This is a genomic window from Rickettsia endosymbiont of Polydrusus tereticollis (assembly GCF_964026385.1).
GTDB lineage: Bacteria > Pseudomonadota > Alphaproteobacteria > Rickettsiales > Rickettsiaceae > Rickettsia.
On record NZ_OZ032142.1, the window covers coordinates 338,322 to 356,468 of the forward strand.

An 18,147-nucleotide genomic window follows, 5' to 3' on the forward strand; every position below is an offset into this window, starting at 1 on the left:
GTATTATTCTAATGAAATACCAGTATTATACAGCTTTACGAGGATTTTGTCTCCTATATCTCATGCAATATCCGGGTTAGAGTTATATTATAACAAAGTAACAAATAAATTAAAGACAGATGTAATAATAACGCCGCAGCTTTTATCAGAACTATCTTGGGAATCTTTAAGTGATGGTGTGGCAAATCATCCAGATATTTCTAGTGAGCTTGCAAGCAAAATAGTCAATAGTAATAAGCAAGTACATGAGGCAGCATCTAAAGGGGCAATGCTTAAAGGCATGGCAACTCAAGGCTTGTTCTTTTTACCTGATATTATCAGAGCAGCAAATAGTGGCGATATAAGTAATTTAGAGCAAACAGGGGCGATGATGGCAGGAGATGCTGCTATTAACCATCTATATAGTGCATTAATCAATAAATTAGCAACAATTATGCCGGCAGGCAGAGCTGAGTTACTAGGCAAATTACCGGTAACTAGTCCAATATTTAAAGCCTTAACAATATATTCTATTGTTGAGTTACATAAGCAACTTGCAAGTCTGCCAGCTAATTCAGAAGAACGCAGTATAATTAAGCATAAATTAGGAGAACAATATGTTACAGCCGGTTTAATGGTAGCTGAATTATTAGGGTTTGAAGTAACACCATTATGGATAGGCTTAATTGCCGAGCAGCTTATTTTTGATGCGACATCTTTTAGAAAGCAAAATCATTTAGAAATCCCATTTTGGGAGGCACTTGCCATGAGTTTAGGATTTGAGCAGGATAAATTACAAAATATCTTAGAAGAAAGACAGTTAGTAGAGATGAACTTAGCATTAGTAAATCAAATCAACAATCAAACGCAAATTCCTTATGGTTTGACCATTGTTAAGATTCCTAAACTAGGTAAGTTAAAATGGTACAATATTACTCAGGATCAGATACCAGCTGCTATTAGTAATAAAATCAATAATATGCAAGAAGAAGTGATAAGCAAAATAAATTCTCCTGGACAACGGATACTAGCAAGTGATGGATTGAGACAAGTAAATAATTATCAGACTATTAATAATGATTTTGCCATGGATGGTGATGTGAGCAGCTATAGAGGTCAGCTAATTAGTAGCATTTGGCAAAAAGCCAGTTATGATGCTTACCCACAAAAAAGTAAACTCAAATTTGCCTTGCACCATAATAATATGAATAGTTTTAAACATGAAGATAATATTTTCCTAGATCAGCTATTAGTAGAGAATGTTAATTATCAAAGAATTCCATCAAAGGCAACAGGTATCTTTCTAAATGGCCAAGATGTATTAAAGAGAAATGAAGCAGAAGCAGCTGCAGTTTATATTAGTACTGAGGCTTATCGTAATGCTAATGCTCAAAGTAATTTTTATGTAGGTTTTGATCCTCGTGAAGGAGATATAGAGCTAGATTTTACTTCGCAAGGATTAGAAAGAATTGATACAATGAATGTGATGCGATATTTTGTTACTGAAAATGGAGTTATGCATCATTCACTTAACGGTACTTCTCCTTATATGATTACTGTGCAAGTAGCAAATAAACCTTATCCAGGCTCATTAGAGTTTTCTAATAGAAAAGGCGAGTTTTTTGTGCAAGATAATAGTCAGAGAATAATTAGTCAATATGTGATTAATGATAATATAGATTATGTAATTAAAGATTTTACTAGTGCAACACGCATTAGTTTTATGTCTAACTTAGCACAACAGGAAATGTGCACTACTATTCGTTCTGAACCTAACACTATTTTTATATTAAAATGGCAATGCAATAACAAGATGGTTAATGATAGAAATCAAATAGAATATTTAAATTTAACAGATATGTCAGGCAAGATTTTAATTTCGGAGGATAAAAAATATTTGCAGCTTGTATTAAATAACCATGTTATTGATAATCACTTAAGAATATCAGCTGAACATGTCGATATTATAGAAGCACAAGGGAGATTGGATAAAAATAGTAAGATTGATATTATGCAGGCAGTAAATAGTTTTAATATTACTTTGAGAGGTGATATTATAGTTAGCGATCAAGCAACTTATTTACAGATGAGTGGAGAAGTAGCCAATATATTACCAGCAATAATTTATGCTAAATCAGCACATAATAAAGTTATAGCACTTTATGAGTTTAATTTAGACAATTTACAGCCGATATTAGAGACCATGTTAAGATCCAATAATAGTGAATTCATGGATATTAAGTTTAGCAGTAATGATGTTCAGTATCATTGGCATAATAAATTACCAATAAATAATACATTGCAGCTTGCAGGAAGATTAGATGGTAAACGAGGATTACTGCAAATAGAGGCAAAGAGTGATACTTTACGAGTATTTAATGATGACAATAGCATTGCCACTACCCAGGTAGCTCATTATGATGCAAGTGCTATGTTAGAAGATGGTTTAATCCTGCAGAAGGTTTTTAGAACTATTGAACCTAATGTAACTGTAATCACTAATTCCGAGTTAGTAACAAATACAGATAATGGTAATATGCTAGAATTCAGTATTGGCAGCTATTATGGTAAGGCAGATGTGTTAGAATTTCAAACACCAGCTGGGTATTTATTATATCATTATTTTCCAATAAATAGGACAATTAAGTTAAATAATATTAATTATATTGTAAAAAATCAGATGATTTGTGCAAGTGCTGCAGGACAAGATATAATAGATGGTCATGAATTAATAAAGTATGGTGCTATATCCAACTTGGGCAACATGGAAAAAATGGTGGGAATATGTTTTCCGCAGTCAGTTGCAGACAGTAAGATTCTGGTAAAGAATGATACTTTGCAAATTAATGATTTAACTCTAAAATCTTTAGAAGATAGCACCAAGCTTTATTTTAGTGAGACAGAAATATTGTCTGTCAAAACATTAAAAGATAGTTTAACTAAAAATCAGATAAGCAATATTACTACATCAAGTACAAAATATATAGATCAGCAAACTACAGATGAGAATAGAGAACAAGAATATTTAGTAAATCTAAATAATAGCTCTCGAACGATTAATTATAATCAGCTTAACAAAGCCACAATAATATTAAATAACATAAAAACTGTAAAAACTGGAGAATTAAAGGTTACGGCAAGTAATAATGATTTGCTGTTTGTAGCAAGTGGTAGCAATCATACTTTAAGGATCAAGAATTGGCCTGCCAACAATATTAATAACACTGATCATGGAATTATAACATTAAAGTTTGATCAATTATCACCAGCTATAGAGATTAGAGCGATTAATAAATTGAAGTTATCAGAAATAGCTAAGATACAAAACTTAGTAAGTAAAGCTGAATTATCTTATGAAATAACTAAGCAACTAGAACAATTAGATAATAACATAGTAAATGACCTTAAATATTTACTTGTGAGCAACCATAAAGTTGGTCTTACTGGTAATAATCACTGTTTAGGCTTTAAAAACTTAGTAGAGCAACAAGAATTTATATCCTCTTATGGGAAGAACTATAATCAACAACAATTACAGAAAATACTGAATCATGATCAAATAATTAAGGCGTTAACATGGTTAATTGCAAAAGATTATAATGATTTATCATTGCAAGAACCAAGCCAAGAGAAAATAGCATTAATAACAGCAATTAGTAAATGTTATAAGGAAGTTATAAGTGGTAAAATAATACATCGCTTATTAAAGCATTTAGAAGAAGGACATGCTATTGCTAAAATAGAGAGATTTATCAAACATCATGAACCAGAATTAAAACAAAAAATAACAGCTGAGTTCAAGGCAAGTAAAGTAACATCATCAGCATTTATTACAAAGTCAATCACTGAAGTATTAGATAGTGAAATACCACAACATGTTCGTAGTCGTAGAGCTATTGATGCACAAAATGAGCATGATGATGAAATAGAAAATATCAGTGATATTATAATAACTAGTACCGCAAGTAGTATGCCATCATCACCAATGAATAATATGATTAATTGGTTTAAAACGAATGTAGTAGGAGTATTATTATCGAATGTACTAAATCCAGTTAATAAAATCAATTGGTTTACTGCAGAAAATATTAAGAGCTCATCGATAGATGCAGCACAGATAGCTGATAGTAGGACAAATAATACAACTGAGAATTCAGCATCAATTAAATCAGTAGATTATGGACAATTTAATCTAAATGATAGTTTAACATTAGCTGATTTAATAATCAGAAAAATTACAAAAGTAAAACCCTATATTACAAAAGAAGAACCGCTTAATTTATTAGAGCTGCAAGCTCAAGTCCTTAATATTATAGCAGGATTTGAGGAAATATTAGAGGAATATGCCCAAGAAAAAGATATTTTAATGGCAGAATTAGAATTTGACCCTATAACTCTACAAATGCAATTAATCAGCGAAATAGTCAATGGTAATCATAGTAATATAGTGGAAATATTATCTAAATCTCTAGAAAAAACTCAGCTAGCTACTAAGGCTACTGAACTAAAAAACCACTTGCAAGATAAAATCACAGTAATGCTAAAAAAACAACAAGATATGTTATTAGCAAATGAACCATTAATTGACAATAGGCAAAATAATCAATTCAATAATCAATCAAAAATAGAAAACACAGATATAGTGTATAATATTGCCGAGATAGAAAATTATGCTAATGTAACTACTAACTGTCAGCCGGATGTTGGCTTGATTGGATAAGGGAAAAGCTTGGTAACTAATAGTCAAAAATTCAAGCAAAAATTGAAATCCTACTGTTACTTTTTAAGGGAACGGATAAAGGGACTCATCAAGACCGGTGACAGCAGAAATTAAAGAAGTATTACAATCCTCAGATAACATTTTTTTTGCTATTTCAATTCTTTCTTCAGCTTTTCCTTCAGTTTTTCCGATCTGGATTCCTTCGTCTTTAGCATGCTGCAGTTTATATTCTTCTACAGCCCTATTATCCCAGATACGCTTTAGCTCTTGTTCATAGCTTATTAACTCTTCTTCACTCCAATTAAACTGATCAAGTGCTTCATACGCTCTTCTTATAACTAGGTCTGTACCTATTATCTTTTGTAACTCTTCTTCTGTCGTCTCTTTCGCATGCTTGAAAAAATAACACCATTTCTCTGTTATATTATTTAGTTCTTCTACCTTATCTTTCTTAAATTTTGGTAATTCTATAAAGGTAAAAGAAAAATCCTTTAAATCATGCTCATAACTATTCTTATCTAATATTACATGACGTGATATATATTCTCTCTTCTTTGGAAATAATATGCAACCTGCTATTGCTATAAAGATGATTTCTTTGAGATTAGAATATTTCCCATCTTCTTCTCTCCCCCTATTAGTCTGCCGACAATATGCCTTTGCTGCATAATATTGGGCTCTTTTCTCAAAACCAATAGAAGGATCTACCTGCATTTCTATAATATACTGCACCCCGCTCTTATCTTTACATAAAACATCCACTATTGATTGTTTCTTAGATGCTATATCAGGATCTTGAATGGTATTTAAAAATTCTATCTCTGTTATTTGATTATTACCTTTAAACAATAATATATCATTTAGGAAATGTATTAAGATATCCTTATTTTTTTCAGAACCAAAAATCTTTTTGTAGAGTAGGGGGATCATAGGAGAAGCGAATTTGCTTCTACTATGACTCCCTCCTCGTGGAACCGAACGTGAATCTTTCAATTCATTCGGCTCGAGCCATCTTAAGTACTGTTGCTGAGTACCGGTAACAACTTCTGATGAAATATGTATAGTTCTATTCAGCATCTCTTTTTTTCCTATATTCCTTTCAGAGTAGAGTAACGTTCTTTGAAATAAGAAAACCACTCTCTACAAAATGGGTTAGCTGCTGCCCTAATTTTTCTATGCCTGCGAATCGAAAGGTTTGAGGCTTTAAATAACTCTTTAAAATTCACTACACCTTCCTTTATGGTCCTAACCAAGAAACACCAACTATTGCTTCCCTTTGTCTTAAAGTATTTTTCTTTAATCCAACATGAACCTTTGTTAGGATGTCTTCTTTTGGACCATCTCCACAACATTTGAAAAATTTCGTGATCAACTTTTTCAAAGACCTTTCTTGCACATATCTTATGGTGATAATAGACCCATCCTCTAATTAAAGGATTAAGTAGATCTATTAAATACCCTTGAGTTTGTGCTTGATTGTTCTTAATTGTATGACGCACTCTGTCCAGCAACCTCTTAATACTATCTTTAGACGGTTTTATGATTATACTTGAACCAAATTTTCGTACGCTTTGGCTAAGAAAATCAAAACCTAACTTTACATTTGTTATCTTTGTTTTCTTAGGTGAAAGAGTTAAACCTCTTGTTTCTAAGAATTCTTGTAATAACGGTAACATTTGCAATTCTAAAATTTCTTTAGTTTTTCCTGTTATTATAAAGTCATCTGCGTAACGTATCAAGTGTACTCCACTTTTCTTTCGCTTCTTTCCATCTTTCTGACCGAATTGTCTTATTATGACAGATTCTAAGCCATCAAGAGTCATATTAGCTAGAGTAGGTGATATAATGCCACCTTGTGGAGTACCCCACTTTGTAGAACAAAACATTTGTTTTTCTATATAACCAGATTTTAACCACTTTTTTAAAATCCTTGTTTCCATAGGAATATTACTTAGTAGCCAGTTATGGTCAATTTCATCAAAACATTTTCTGACATCCACTTCTAAAATCCATTCTGCCCGATTTCTCCCAGCCAAAGTTAAAAATATTTGGCTTATAGCATCAGCAGTAGAACGATGCATTCTAAACCCATATGAGTGATTATCTCCTGTGGTTTCTGCTACTGGAGATAATCCCATAAGATGTAATGCTTGCATTGCTCTGTCTTTCATTGTTGGTATGCCAAGAGCTCTTTTACCACCATCTGATTTAGGAATATATATTCGTCTTAATGGTTGAGGTTTATAACCTTTATGCTTTAATTCAGTAATAGCTTGAAACTTAGAACTTAAAGATTGCCACAGCTTGCCGTCTACGCCAACTGTACATTTTCCTCTGTTCGTTGTAACTCGTTTTACTGCTAAGGCTTTACCACTAAAACTACGAGTTAAAAGATGCTGTAAAGCTTTTACTTTATTCCATCTTTTCTCTTTTGTTGCCTGAACAATACGAGTTTGTAGCCTTCTAATGTTTTTATCGCATTGTAGCCAATTAATTTGACTCCAACTAGTTATTTCATTGAAAGATGCACTTACAATTTTATTTGTAACCATTTGCTTTCCTTTCTTCGAAGGTTCTATAAACACTCTTATCCAAGATGACCAAGTGGAAGTGGGCTCTTTTTCAAGCCAAGTAACATTAAAACTTGTATCTTGTTCATTACAAACAAGCATTCGCTTTCTCCACTATCCCAATCCCGCACATCAATGGGCATCTCTTACGATTTGCTTATCATATCCTAGATATATGAAGATATACGGGGTTCCCATGTTCCACCAATTAAACAATAGTACGGGTTAGGATTGATCTATATACCGATGGTATTTTGTTTGCGTATCAGAAGCATTCAATCTGATAACCTACCATACACCTTTTGGTTTAAGCCTGTCAGTGCCTTTGGCTTATTCGACATAACGATACTTACGATCATTCGCATATGCTATCCATACCGTACACCCTAGTCCCCATGCCGATTTGACACTATCAGCATATTTTCCTCCTCACGGATTCTTCTTCTCCCTAATGGTTGGGGTACATTGTCCTAAACGCTTTACGTAATGCATTACTGCTGGTACGTAGTTTAGTAGGGTACAAGTGGCAAAACACTTGGTTTAGTCAGACTTAACTCAGCTAAACAATTTAATTGCTGACCTCATGTCACACAAACGCCACATCATTTTTTGGATCAAGAAATCTTGATAAAGCCATAAATTTTATACTCTCTTAACTTATCCTATGATACTATTTACTGTAACTACCCTATAATTATATAACAAAAATCTTTGATTAACAATAAGTTACTAACTATATTATTTTTATATGTAAAAGTATACTCCTTTTCAAAGAAGTTTTAAATAATGAGTATTCAAGGTGAAAAGAGGTTTCCACCTTGAATACAATTTTAATTTATCTATTATTAGAGGTGTATATTATCAACATTTTAATAGTTCTTGTGTAATAAGTTTATTTACAGAATTATCTGATAATCTTCACTGTTTTAATTATTTGCTAACATCCTGCTTGGTAAGATTTCATAATTGAAGATTACATTTAGGCAGTGTTTTTCTAATTGCTCCGCAATCTCAGGTATTTTTAAGTAAGCAGCTAATGCTAAAAATATTTGCAGAGTTTCAGATGTTGTTTGCCAGATCTTGTCAAGAGACTTCGCTCTAACCGTTTGTATATTATGTAATCTATCAAACAGCTTAATTAGTAATAAATCATCCTTCTTTTGTATATATAACATCTTAACCATTTCTACGGCACTAATCTTATGATCTTTTTTAATTCTAGTTAAATCTTCAACATAACTTGCTATCTTATCACTAAATGCTTCTGCTATCATTTCTTGAGTCAACTCTGTATCCTCAATCGCATCATGTAATATGGCAGTAACAATAAGATCAGTTTTAAATGAGTAATCAGAAATCATATATGCCACTTCTAAAGTATGAGTGTAAAATAATTCTCCAGTTTTGCGTTTTTGCCCACCATGATATTTTTTGGCATAGTAAATAGCCTTAGCAACTTGATCAAAATCTATCTTATTTGTTGTATATTTATTTAGTAGTAAAAGTTTTTGTAATAATCTTTTACTATAATAACAATTTAAAGATTCCTCATATTTACAATTAACTTGATTTTTAACCATATTTTGTCATTCTTTACTATCCTCTCTTAAGTTTAGTTAACTAAACTAATAATAGTCAAGATATTTTTACTACAGCATGGTTACCAGGACTATAGTTTTATAGATAGTTAAGTAAAGTCTTGTAAATTTTACTTTACAAGACTTTACTGTTTATTGATTGTTAATAAATAGATATAGGTAATTTTACTGGTATATTACATGTAACAGTTGTACTCTTACCTTCTTCGCTTTCGACGTTAATATCTCCACGCATTTCATGGATAAGTCTTTTAACAAAGGTAAGTCCTAATTTTAATCCTTTATACCCAGTTGCAGAATCAACTTCGCTATTCTTACCTCTAATATATTGCTGTATTTCTTCAGACATGCCAATACCTGTATCATGGATAATAAGTTGTAGCACCATCTCCTTATTATCTTCTTCTATAGTAGTAGGAAATAGATTGATTGTTACAATAACTTTGCCTTCTTCAGTAAATTTAACTGCATTAGCTACTAATTGTTCTAATATTGCCTTTATCCAGTAACTATCGCCAATAATAATCTTGGCTATATCATACTGAAAATTACAAAAAATATCTAAACCTTTATCCTTAGCTTCTGGTATAATTTTATTAACAGTATCATTTACTAATTGATCTAGATCGAAAGCTTGTAGATCTATGGGAACTAATTTGGTATCTTGTTGTAAAAAACTCACTAGATTATGAGAATAATCTAATAGTCCCTTAGCACAATTTATAACAATATTAGATAAGGAGTTCTTCTTATTAGGATCTTTTTCTACTCCATAAAGTGTAAGTAGCTCAGAGAGTATTTCATTACATGATATATCTAATTTATTACTAATATTTTTAATTAAATCTATCTTAAATATATTAGATTCTTTTAGTTCATGCTTTGCCTTTTGTAATTCTTGCTCTAATTCTTGATGCTTATCTGTAAAACTATATTCTGGGTCAGATGGCATTAATGTGACAGATATGGGAGATAATTGCAATATCCAAGCTTGCTGCAGAGTGTTTTTAACTTTATTGTGATCTTGTTGTTGATTTGTGTTATTAATTATCATAGCATCTCCTTGCTGTTGTAAGTTAAAAAAAACAGCTCAGAGGTTAAAGTGCTAAAATTTTGTAGTTTTAATTTAACCTCTGAACCAGAACTGCACCATGCAGCTCATGGTAAGGACAGATATCACCACAATTCTGCGAAGTACAGAGGATTTAAGAGCTTTTTTGACAGATTTTTATACAATTGGGCAAACAGCTGCATAAATGAGACAGACTTAAAATATAATATTTGTTAGCCCTATTCTTTATCAATTATACATAGATAAAAATAACACTAAGTGATGCTATAATAAATACTAAAATCCCTTTGAATATGCTGTTTTTCTCGCATTTAAGCCTATTTTCTGATATAATCTTTAGTAGAAAATAAAGATAAATAACAAATTATGTCAGTAAAGAACTTAGATAAACCACAACCATTCTTGCAATGGGTGGGTGGTAAAAGAAAAATTGCCGATCAATTAATTAAGTTTTTTCCATCAACACTGAATAACTACTATGAACCATTCCTTGGTGGTGGGGCTTTATTTTTTCAAGTTAGAGATAAATTTAAACATTGCTTCCTATCTGATATTAATCTAGAGCTAGTAACGTCCTATAACGCAGTTAAGAAGAATCCAGATAAGGTCAGTAAACTATTAGACTCTCATAAAGAAAAACATTCTAAAGAGCATTATTACCAAGTTAGAAGTAATAATGACAGTAATGACCCAGCGAAGATTACTGCAAGATTTATCTATCTTAATAGATATTCATTTAAAGGCATTTACCGGATTAATATTGATGGAAAACCAGCTCAAACTTTCTCTGGTAGGAATTATAGTAAATCTGATCTTGCCTTTAGATTAAAACAGTGTAGTCAGCTTTTAGCTGGCACATTTATTTGTGCTATGGATTTTTCTTTCATTGAACCACAAAAAGGTGATTTTGTTTATTTTGATCCTCCTTATCATAAATCAGGTGAGAAATTTTATACCAGATTACCCTTTGATGAAAATGAGCAAACGAGACTTAAAGATTTTGCTACAGAACTCAATGATAAAAATGTTAAAATAATGGTTTCTAATAGTAATACTCCCTTTATTAGAAACTTATACAAAAATTTTAATATTAGTACTATTAAGGTTAAATATTCTATGCCTGAGCACAATAAAATATCTGATGAAGTAGTTATTACAAATTATCAATTACCACAATAGCTTAGTTATATTCAAACTTGATTAATTCAAAGCAATAATCTTGCGTCTTAAAAGCTTCTTCTAGATCTTGCATATGACGATTTCTAACATAGTAATCATTAAAAGCCGTTGTTGATTTAAGGATTACCTTGTTGTTGACTATATCTTCCTCTACCACTACTAATTTACTTAATACCCCAAAATCAATATATTGGTTATAATGTTCAATAAGAAATTTCCGTGCCCTGTACCATACTGAATTAGCCCGGATATTGCATGAAGTGAGATTTAAAGTAAGAAATTGAGTAATTTATAATATTAGCAATGATACTTTTGTAAAAATTTTGCCAAAAAGTGCTTTGAAGCCGTTATTTTCAAATTTTAGATGTAATGCCCCTTACCCCATTTTTTCTAAGCACCGGGAACAGTGCTAATCTAGGTTATTCTAATGCTAATTTCTTCATCACATGATTCCATACCTGTCGGTAAGGATATGATGAAGATAACAAAAACTTAATACGCCTAGTATTACGGATAATTACTACCCCAATTTTTAATAATTTTAAACGTATTGTACCTATTTGTGCTTTTGCTAATGCACTACCTTGTAATAAATTACCTCTGATATATTCTACTAAAGTGTATGCAAGACCCGATAAAATCATTCTGAGCTGATTAGCCCACCATCTATGACAAGAAGTACGATCTGCAAATAATTCTAGTTGTTGCTCTTTTATACGGTTTTCCATATCACCACGACCACAGTAAACTTTGTCGTATAAATCTTCAGGTTTATCTGATAAATTAGTTACTATATACCTTGGATTTTCTCCAAGCATTGTCATTTCTGCCTTACCAATTATTCTACGTTCATGACTCCAACTACCAGCCTTATATGGAAACTCACTAAAAAGACGTTGCTTTTCTTGGGTTATAATAAATGCTGCTTTTGACTTCTCCATTGTAGGTTTCAGTAACTCATTTAGTCTGTTATTTTGGGGCATTCCTACAATATATTTTATATTATGAATATCACACCAATCAAACATCTGATGACGACAAAATCCACTATCACCACGAAAAATAATCTTTACCTCTGGCCAAGCTTGGCGAAAACGTTTTACTAACAATGATAATATTGCCCAAGAATGTTTTGCTTGATCCTGCTTTGACGTCCTAAGATAACTAACTAACAGATGCTTTCCACAAAAAACATACAAAGGTAAAAAGCAATTATGACCGTAATAACCATGATAAAACTTACCTTCCTGTTGCCCATGAATTTCATCATCCGTAGCATCAAAATCAAGTATTAGCTGCTTTGGTACTATTTTATGAGACTTAATAAATTTATCAAGCATTAGTTCATGCACTTTAATTGCAAAGTGTCTATCAGCATTGTTTTCTATACGACATAAGGTAGAACTACTTGCCATATCATCAATTGTTTCCATAGCTGTTTGCATAGCAGGACATTTTCGTAGATAATTGTGGTCATTTAAATCTTCATAACCTAATGCAATACCATAAATTCGTTGCCTCAGCATTGTTGCCATATTATGGGTAATTTTACTACCATCTCGTCTATCAGGAAATATTTTAGCAAGCTCCTCTGTTATACCAAGCCTTTTATCTGCTTCTCTTAATAACAACACACCTCCATCGCTACTAATATCACCTCCAGTGAAATTTATCTCTATTGTCCGATTTTTTACTTTGGAAAACTGGTAACTATATGCTATACAATTTGTCATGACAAAATCCTTTGTATTATTCTAATGAAATACCAGTATTATACAGCTTTACGAGGATTTTGTCTCCTATATCTCATGCAATATCCGGGCTAAAGCTTTAGCCATGTAATTTAAAAACACTTTTTTATGACCAAAATGATGTTCTGGGTATTGTGCTGCTAGTTTTAATAAGAGCTTGTTAATAAAAGTAAGATTAAATTCTCGATTTGATTTTATCTGTAATAAATCAGCCTCTTCTTGGGTTAATGGATGGAAATCTGTTAATTTTTTCCTTTTGAACCAGCCTTGATTCTTCACAAATTTTACTGCTGAAGCATTATCAGCTGATGATACTATTTGCTGACATCTTGCCTTATCAACCTTATCAAGAACTGCTTGCAATGCCTTATTAACCTGTAATGGACCAATGATAAAATTACTTTCAGATGTTTTATCATTTTCACTCTCTTGCTGATTATTTGCTGATCTTGTTGTTACAAATTTTAACTCTTGTGCAAGATTTTGTTTTTGTAAATATTGTAATAATTGCTGATTTTGAACAGTTTCATTTTGAAAAATTGTAGATTCGCTATATCTAGATTTATTAGATATATTTTTATTATTATCTATATATATTGTCTCATCCAAACTTTTTTGGGGTTGAGGCAAAATTTCTTTGGGTTTCACCCCAAAGTTTTTTGGAGTTGATGCAAAATTTTTTTCATTTTCGCTGTGGATTTTCTGAGAAAATGGTTGGAAATTTCTAGCCAGCTTAATACAAGGAGTATTGCGGCATTTAATACCATATTTCACGATTGTTGCATTATAAACTTTAATAAAGCTACTTTTTTGTAATTCAAGTAAGCATTGTCGTACTCGTTCTTGACACATGTATGGACCTCCCTAATAATGCAAGAAAAAAATAATATTTAATAGCAAAGAAGCAAATGCAGACATGTATCCGGCTTATAATTGATAAATTATTTCAAATTTATCATATAGCCCTGATGGAATTCGCTACCTACAAACTTTTACTTATCACTTTTGCGGCTTCATTAGAGCCTGTGTGTCAATCAGTTTTTTCATAGGCTAAGGTTTGTCTTATTTACCGTCAATATTATTTCTCACGCATATTCTAGGTTGGTATCTCTATATCATTCGTTTTATTTTATTATCTATTTATTATTAACACTTAATTAAATATTTAATACTATTAAGTTATTCATCTTTTGTTAGCTACAAACTTTACTTTCATTATAATCGTTGCCGTTACGTAATACTGCAAATACTACTCGTGCCAATTTATTCGCTATTGCGACGGTAGTTTTATTATGCCCGCATCGTTCCGATAAATTAAACATCCATTCAGTAAATTTACTAAAGTCTTTTTTATTTTTTTGTGCTTCGGTTGTAAATCTTAGTTTAGCATTTAGTACCGCTCTTGCTCCTTGAATTAATAAAGTACGCAAATAAATATCACCTCTTTTACTAATCCCAAGTAGCTTATCTTTACCGCCACTAGAATATTGTTTCGGTACTAAACCGAGCCATGCCGATAATTGCCTGCCGTTCTCAAAATATTTTGCATTACCTATTGCTGCTATTAATGCCGTAGCGGTAATTAAACCTATACCGGGTATAGCTGTTAATTGTTTATAATGTTCTAATCCACCGACTAGTATTTTTAATCGTTTTTCTAACTCTGTTATTTTTTTATCATTCTCTACAAATTCTTCTTTCAACTCACTAAACGTTTGATAACTAAGTCGGCTTAAAGTTCCGCTATCTAAAATTTCCGTTAATTCGGCAGTAATTTTATTTATCCCTTGCGGAATAATTAAACCGAATTCATGCAATAATCCCCTAATTTCATTAGCAAGTGCCGTACGATTTCTTACTAGTCTTGCTCTTATTCTATGAATTGACAAAATATCTTGTTGCTCTATACTCTTGATCGGAACAAATCTCATATTTGGTCTTGCTACCGCTTCGCATATTGCTTCGCTATCTGCTTGATCGTTTTTATTAGTTTTTACATACGGTTTTACAAATTGTGGAGCTATCAATTTAACCTCATGTCCTAATTTTGTTATTTCTCTTCCCCAATAATTAGCTCCTCCGCAAGCTTCCATTCCTACTAAACATTTTGGTAAGTTAGCCATAAAACTCAATACTTGATCTCTCATCAATTTTTTCTTCAGTACCGTCTTCCCGTTTTTATCTACCCCATGAATTTGAAAAATTCTTTTTGCAATGTCTATGCCAATTGTGGTAACTTCCATTTGGACCTCCTTATTGTTGTCTAGGATTAATTTCCTATTCTAGAACTATAACTACTGTTATTGATTCTGTATATAGGGAGGTCCATTCCATTACGCCTAGGGACTCTTGAAAGAAGTGATAAGTTTCCTGAAGTTCATCAATGCTATTATTATGATAGATTTGCAAGCGGAAGACTATAAGAGATAGTAGCTGTCTTGCAGTTTTGCTTAAGATTTTACCATTATTAGAGGTCAGATTATTCCATTCAGGTGGAATAAAATTACCAACAAAATTGTAGAAGATAGTGGGATTTTTATCACCGTCATCATGGATTACACAATCAGGAGTGAAACGTGAGCAGCATATAGTGTGCATAAGACCTCAACTTAAACATTAGGTTTAATCGAGGTAATAGAGCAATTAAGACACCATTTTTAAAAATGCGAGGAGCATATAAGCAGCATACGAGGTATGAGGCTAAAATTAGTAGATTATGAAAAGCTTGATTATATGGTGGTGGGCGATGGGGGGATCGAACCCCCGACCTTTACGAAGTCAACGTAACAGTTCATTTTTCTAGATATTACCCTAGCAATTTCATAAAAATAAAATGCAGCACTATAGTGCTGTATCACGCCTAGTGAAAGCTTTATATTCATAGCTACCTCTTTGATGTGTAAAGGAATAATTTTACTGTAGTTAACTTTGAATGACCTGTCAAATACTTATTAAATATACTAACAACTTACACTGACAGGAGAAAATATGGAGCATTAATATTATCAACCATTATCTAATTTCAGTGATTATTCTTATATGATTTGCTATCATAGCTAAAGCATATTATTTTGATCTTAAATTCCAGTTTCAAAATAGGTCTAATGTTTGAATATCATTAAGTAAATCTATTATATGGCAAAATAGTTTGTATAGGGATAGCATAATTTTTATGATAAATACAAGATTGTAAAAAATTTAGTTCTGATTCCATATTATTCTCAATAATTTCAACCATCCATGCTTTATAATTTTCCTGTGGATGGGTAGACCAACGATATCCTCTAGACTTTAATAAATCCTTAGTCGCATAGGGTGCATTTTTAGCCCAAACTTTAAATCTTGTTTTATGACAATTCATGAGTAATTGTTTCAATACTAATTCTTTAGAAACGGGTAGATACTGTGATAGTAAATGTAACCCTGCAAGGCAATCTATAACTGCTCGGTGTCCTTCATAAAAGAAATTATATTTATATGCAAGATATTCCAATTTTTGGCTTTCTATTTTTTCATATTTCCAATCTATGTCTACTCTAGAACAGCCCCAAATTTGGGGTGTCAGATATGGAAACAATTTATCAAAAAATGGTCTATCAAATCCTGCATTATGTGCGATAATAATACTTACATTCTGAAGAAAATTAATAACTTCTTCTTTATTTATATTTTGGTCACGAACCATTTCATCGGTAATGCCGGTTAGTTCCGTAATATGTGGTGCTATATGCTCTTTTGGATCTTGATATTGATTAAATTCCTCAAGTATACTGTAAATACGTCCATCGTTCGTGTATTCAAACTTCACCATTCCAAGTTCTAAGATTTTATCAGTAACATAAGATAATCCAGTAGTTTCTGTATCTAAAAACACTCCTATTTTTTTTGGCCTGTCATCAGGTATGTTATAATAATTAGGTTTATTGTATCGTTTAATCACTTTATATTGATTAGTATTATTTAATACATCTGCTATTTGATCTAAATGGTTAAACATAGTATTTTATTTCAAAATATAAATTAAAAACTTAATTATGCACATAATTTATTCAAATTTAAGAAAAAGTACATATTTTGTTATTAAAAAGCTAAACTTACACTATGTTATAGCAAATATAATAAAAGACCTTGATTATAAAGCAGATTTTAATAATACAGTATTTTAAACTTAAGTCATTTGTTATAAAATATAGTGTAAGTTTAGATTCTTATTCGCATAAATTAGTAATAAGAAAGCTCTCTATTATTATAAATTAACTTTTTCGATAATAGTAATTGCTAGTATTATTCAAAAGATAAATACTAACAAGTAGGACAAAATTTACCGTGTACTGAAATATCAAATATTCTAGAAGAACCTACGCAAATCAGGACAGGTTCATAAATAACACATAGAGTATTATGGTATTCTATCTTCAAATTAATGTAGTGAGATTTACCGATTCATGATATGTAAACCAATATGGCATATTTCTTTTAGACCATCGAGGTTTTATCTTATCATGATACCATTTAGCACTAAGGTATTTTTGATAAGCTATACATACATTAGATACACTAGTAAAATCTAAGTTTAAGATTTTTGATCTAGTACAATTAATAAATGTAGTTATTGTACTATTAGGAAGATAATAATTATATTTTGGTAAGGTGGATAACAATATTTCTGTTTTATGTAACTTATTAAAACGAAATTTATACTCTAAACATAAAGCTTCGAAGTGTTTAAAGAGCCAATTCCAATTAGCAATATTCACAGAAGTCCAAATAGTACAAGGATGTTTTAAATGAGTTGGTTTATATATGTCATTATAAATGGATTGACTGTTGATGAAAATTGCCGAACTTAATAATTGTGCAGATTCAAGTATCATTTTAACAACACGCTTATCATCTAATGCTTGGGCAGATACAATAGGAGAAATATCAGTAACAAAGATGTTCATATTCTATGAATACTAATTTAAACTTACCTTATTGATAGAAAATTGCATCGGCACATTTTCACTATTTTCTATAAGGAAACGATAATATTGTTTTGCAAGATCCACAGCATCATAACTACAGCAGGACTGAATAGCAAGTTTTAAACATTCTAATTTTAACTCTACATCACTTCTAAACATACACAACTCACCAATAATTTATTTCGTTAATACTAGCAAAATTACTGCTAGTTATCAACAAATTCATGGATAGAGCTATAGATTCTATCTCCAGATAGGCACAGTTTTAGATGAATTACAGCTTTTTTTGTTATGGCTTAAAACTCCACTGG

At 31.4% G+C, this 18,147-nt stretch carries 10 protein-coding genes and 3 pseudogenes; 2 read left to right on the top strand and 11 right to left on the bottom strand.

Translation table 11 applies throughout. From position 1 onward, the window contains the following. Window positions 1-46: 46 nt before the first annotated feature. Complete coding sequence (locus tag AAGD48_RS01580) at window positions 47-4,699, top strand: hypothetical protein (protein WP_341790187.1); 4,653 nt, start codon at window positions 47-49, stop codon at window positions 4,697-4,699. Between the two features lie 63 nt (window positions 4,700-4,762). Here AAGD48_RS01580 and AAGD48_RS01585 read toward each other — a convergent pair whose 3' ends face one another. From AAGD48_RS01585 to AAGD48_RS01600, 4 genes are all read right to left on the bottom strand, one after another. After that, entirely contained in the window at window positions 4,763-5,629 is an 867-nt protein-coding gene (locus tag AAGD48_RS01585) for an Rpn family recombination-promoting nuclease/putative transposase (RefSeq protein WP_341790810.1), read from the bottom strand. 158 nt (window positions 5,630-5,787) lie between these two features. After that, the gene (gene ltrA / locus AAGD48_RS01590; RefSeq protein WP_341790188.1) at window positions 5,788-7,371 is read right to left on the bottom strand and encodes a group II intron reverse transcriptase/maturase; all 1,584 of its coding nucleotides are present in this window, start codon (window positions 7,369-7,371) and stop codon (window positions 5,788-5,790) included. Window positions 7,372-8,195: 824 nt separating this feature from the next. Then, window positions 8,196-8,849: an HD domain-containing protein gene (locus AAGD48_RS01595; RefSeq protein WP_341790189.1), complete on the bottom strand. Its 654-nt coding sequence runs from the start codon at window positions 8,847-8,849 to the stop codon at window positions 8,196-8,198. Window positions 8,850-9,009: 160 nt separating this feature from the next. Continuing rightward, on the bottom strand, window positions 9,010-9,921 hold the full coding sequence (locus tag AAGD48_RS01600; protein WP_341790190.1) for a sensor histidine kinase: 912 nt from the start codon (window positions 9,919-9,921) through the stop codon (window positions 9,010-9,012). Window positions 9,922-10,305: 384 nt separating this feature from the next. Here AAGD48_RS01600 and AAGD48_RS01605 point away from each other — a divergent pair, with 384 nt between their 5' ends. Next, window positions 10,306-11,118, top strand: coding sequence for a Dam family site-specific DNA-(adenine-N6)-methyltransferase (locus tag AAGD48_RS01605; protein WP_341790191.1), 813 nt, complete (start codon window positions 10,306-10,308; stop codon window positions 11,116-11,118). Window position 11,119: 1 nt separating this feature from the next. Here the strand turns inward: AAGD48_RS01605 and AAGD48_RS01610 are convergent. From AAGD48_RS01610 to AAGD48_RS10605, 7 genes and pseudogenes are all read right to left on the bottom strand, one after another. Further along, window positions 11,120-11,359, bottom strand: a pseudogene (locus tag AAGD48_RS01610) (hypothetical protein); the annotation flags it as partial. Window positions 11,360-11,537: 178 nt separating this feature from the next. Next, window positions 11,538-12,851, bottom strand: a complete 1,314-nt coding sequence (locus AAGD48_RS01615) for an IS1380 family transposase (protein ID WP_341789277.1) — start codon at window positions 12,849-12,851, stop codon at window positions 11,538-11,540. 72 nt (window positions 12,852-12,923) lie between these two features. Beyond that, window positions 12,924-13,721: pseudogene (locus tag AAGD48_RS01620) on the bottom strand (hypothetical protein); the annotation flags it as partial. A 341-nt stretch (window positions 13,722-14,062) separates the two neighbouring features. Continuing rightward, window positions 14,063-15,112, bottom strand: a complete 1,050-nt coding sequence (locus AAGD48_RS01625) for an IS110 family transposase (RefSeq protein ID WP_341789760.1) — start codon at window positions 15,110-15,112, stop codon at window positions 14,063-14,065. An 85-nt stretch (window positions 15,113-15,197) separates the two neighbouring features. Continuing rightward, window positions 15,198-15,467 (bottom strand): annotated as a pseudogene (locus AAGD48_RS01630) (hypothetical protein); the annotation flags it as partial. 520 nt (window positions 15,468-15,987) lie between these two features. Further along, the gene (locus AAGD48_RS01635) at window positions 15,988-16,866 is read right to left on the bottom strand and encodes a 3'-5' exonuclease (protein WP_341790193.1); all 879 of its coding nucleotides are present in this window, start codon (window positions 16,864-16,866) and stop codon (window positions 15,988-15,990) included. Between the two features lie 418 nt (window positions 16,867-17,284). Then, window positions 17,285-17,815 carry a pyrimidine dimer DNA glycosylase/endonuclease V gene (locus AAGD48_RS10605; protein ID WP_395477344.1) on the bottom strand — a complete coding sequence of 177 codons (531 nt, stop codon included), beginning with the start codon at window positions 17,813-17,815 and terminating at the stop codon, window positions 17,285-17,287. Window positions 17,816-18,147 lie beyond the last annotated feature (332 nt).

Excerpts from the sequence above, each read along its gene's own strand:
- AAGD48_RS01635 (WP_341790193.1), bottom strand. The coding sequence starts at position 16,866 with ATGTTTAACCATTTAGATCAAATAGCAGATGTATTAAATAATACTAAT.
- AAGD48_RS01615 (WP_341789277.1), bottom strand. The coding sequence starts at position 12,851 with ATGACAAATTGTATAGCATATAGTTACCAGTTTTCCAAAGTAAAAAAT.
- AAGD48_RS01605 (WP_341790191.1), top strand. The coding sequence starts at position 10,306 with ATGTCAGTAAAGAACTTAGATAAACCACAACCATTCTTGCAATGGGTG.
- AAGD48_RS01625 (WP_341789760.1), bottom strand. The coding sequence starts at position 15,112 with ATGGAAGTTACCACAATTGGCATAGACATTGCAAAAAGAATTTTTCAA.
- AAGD48_RS01595 (WP_341790189.1), bottom strand. The coding sequence starts at position 8,849 with ATGGTTAAAAATCAAGTTAATTGTAAATATGAGGAATCTTTAAATTGT.
- AAGD48_RS01600 (WP_341790190.1), bottom strand. The coding sequence starts at position 9,921 with ATGATAATTAATAACACAAATCAACAACAAGATCACAATAAAGTTAAA.
- AAGD48_RS10605 (WP_395477344.1), bottom strand. The coding sequence starts at position 17,815 with ATGAACATCTTTGTTACTGATATTTCTCCTATTGTATCTGCCCAAGCA.
- ltrA (WP_341790188.1), bottom strand. The coding sequence starts at position 7,371 with ATGCTTGTTTGTAATGAACAAGATACAAGTTTTAATGTTACTTGGCTT.
- AAGD48_RS01585 (WP_341790810.1), bottom strand. The coding sequence starts at position 5,629 with ATGATCCCCCTACTCTACAAAAAGATTTTTGGTTCTGAAAAAAATAAG.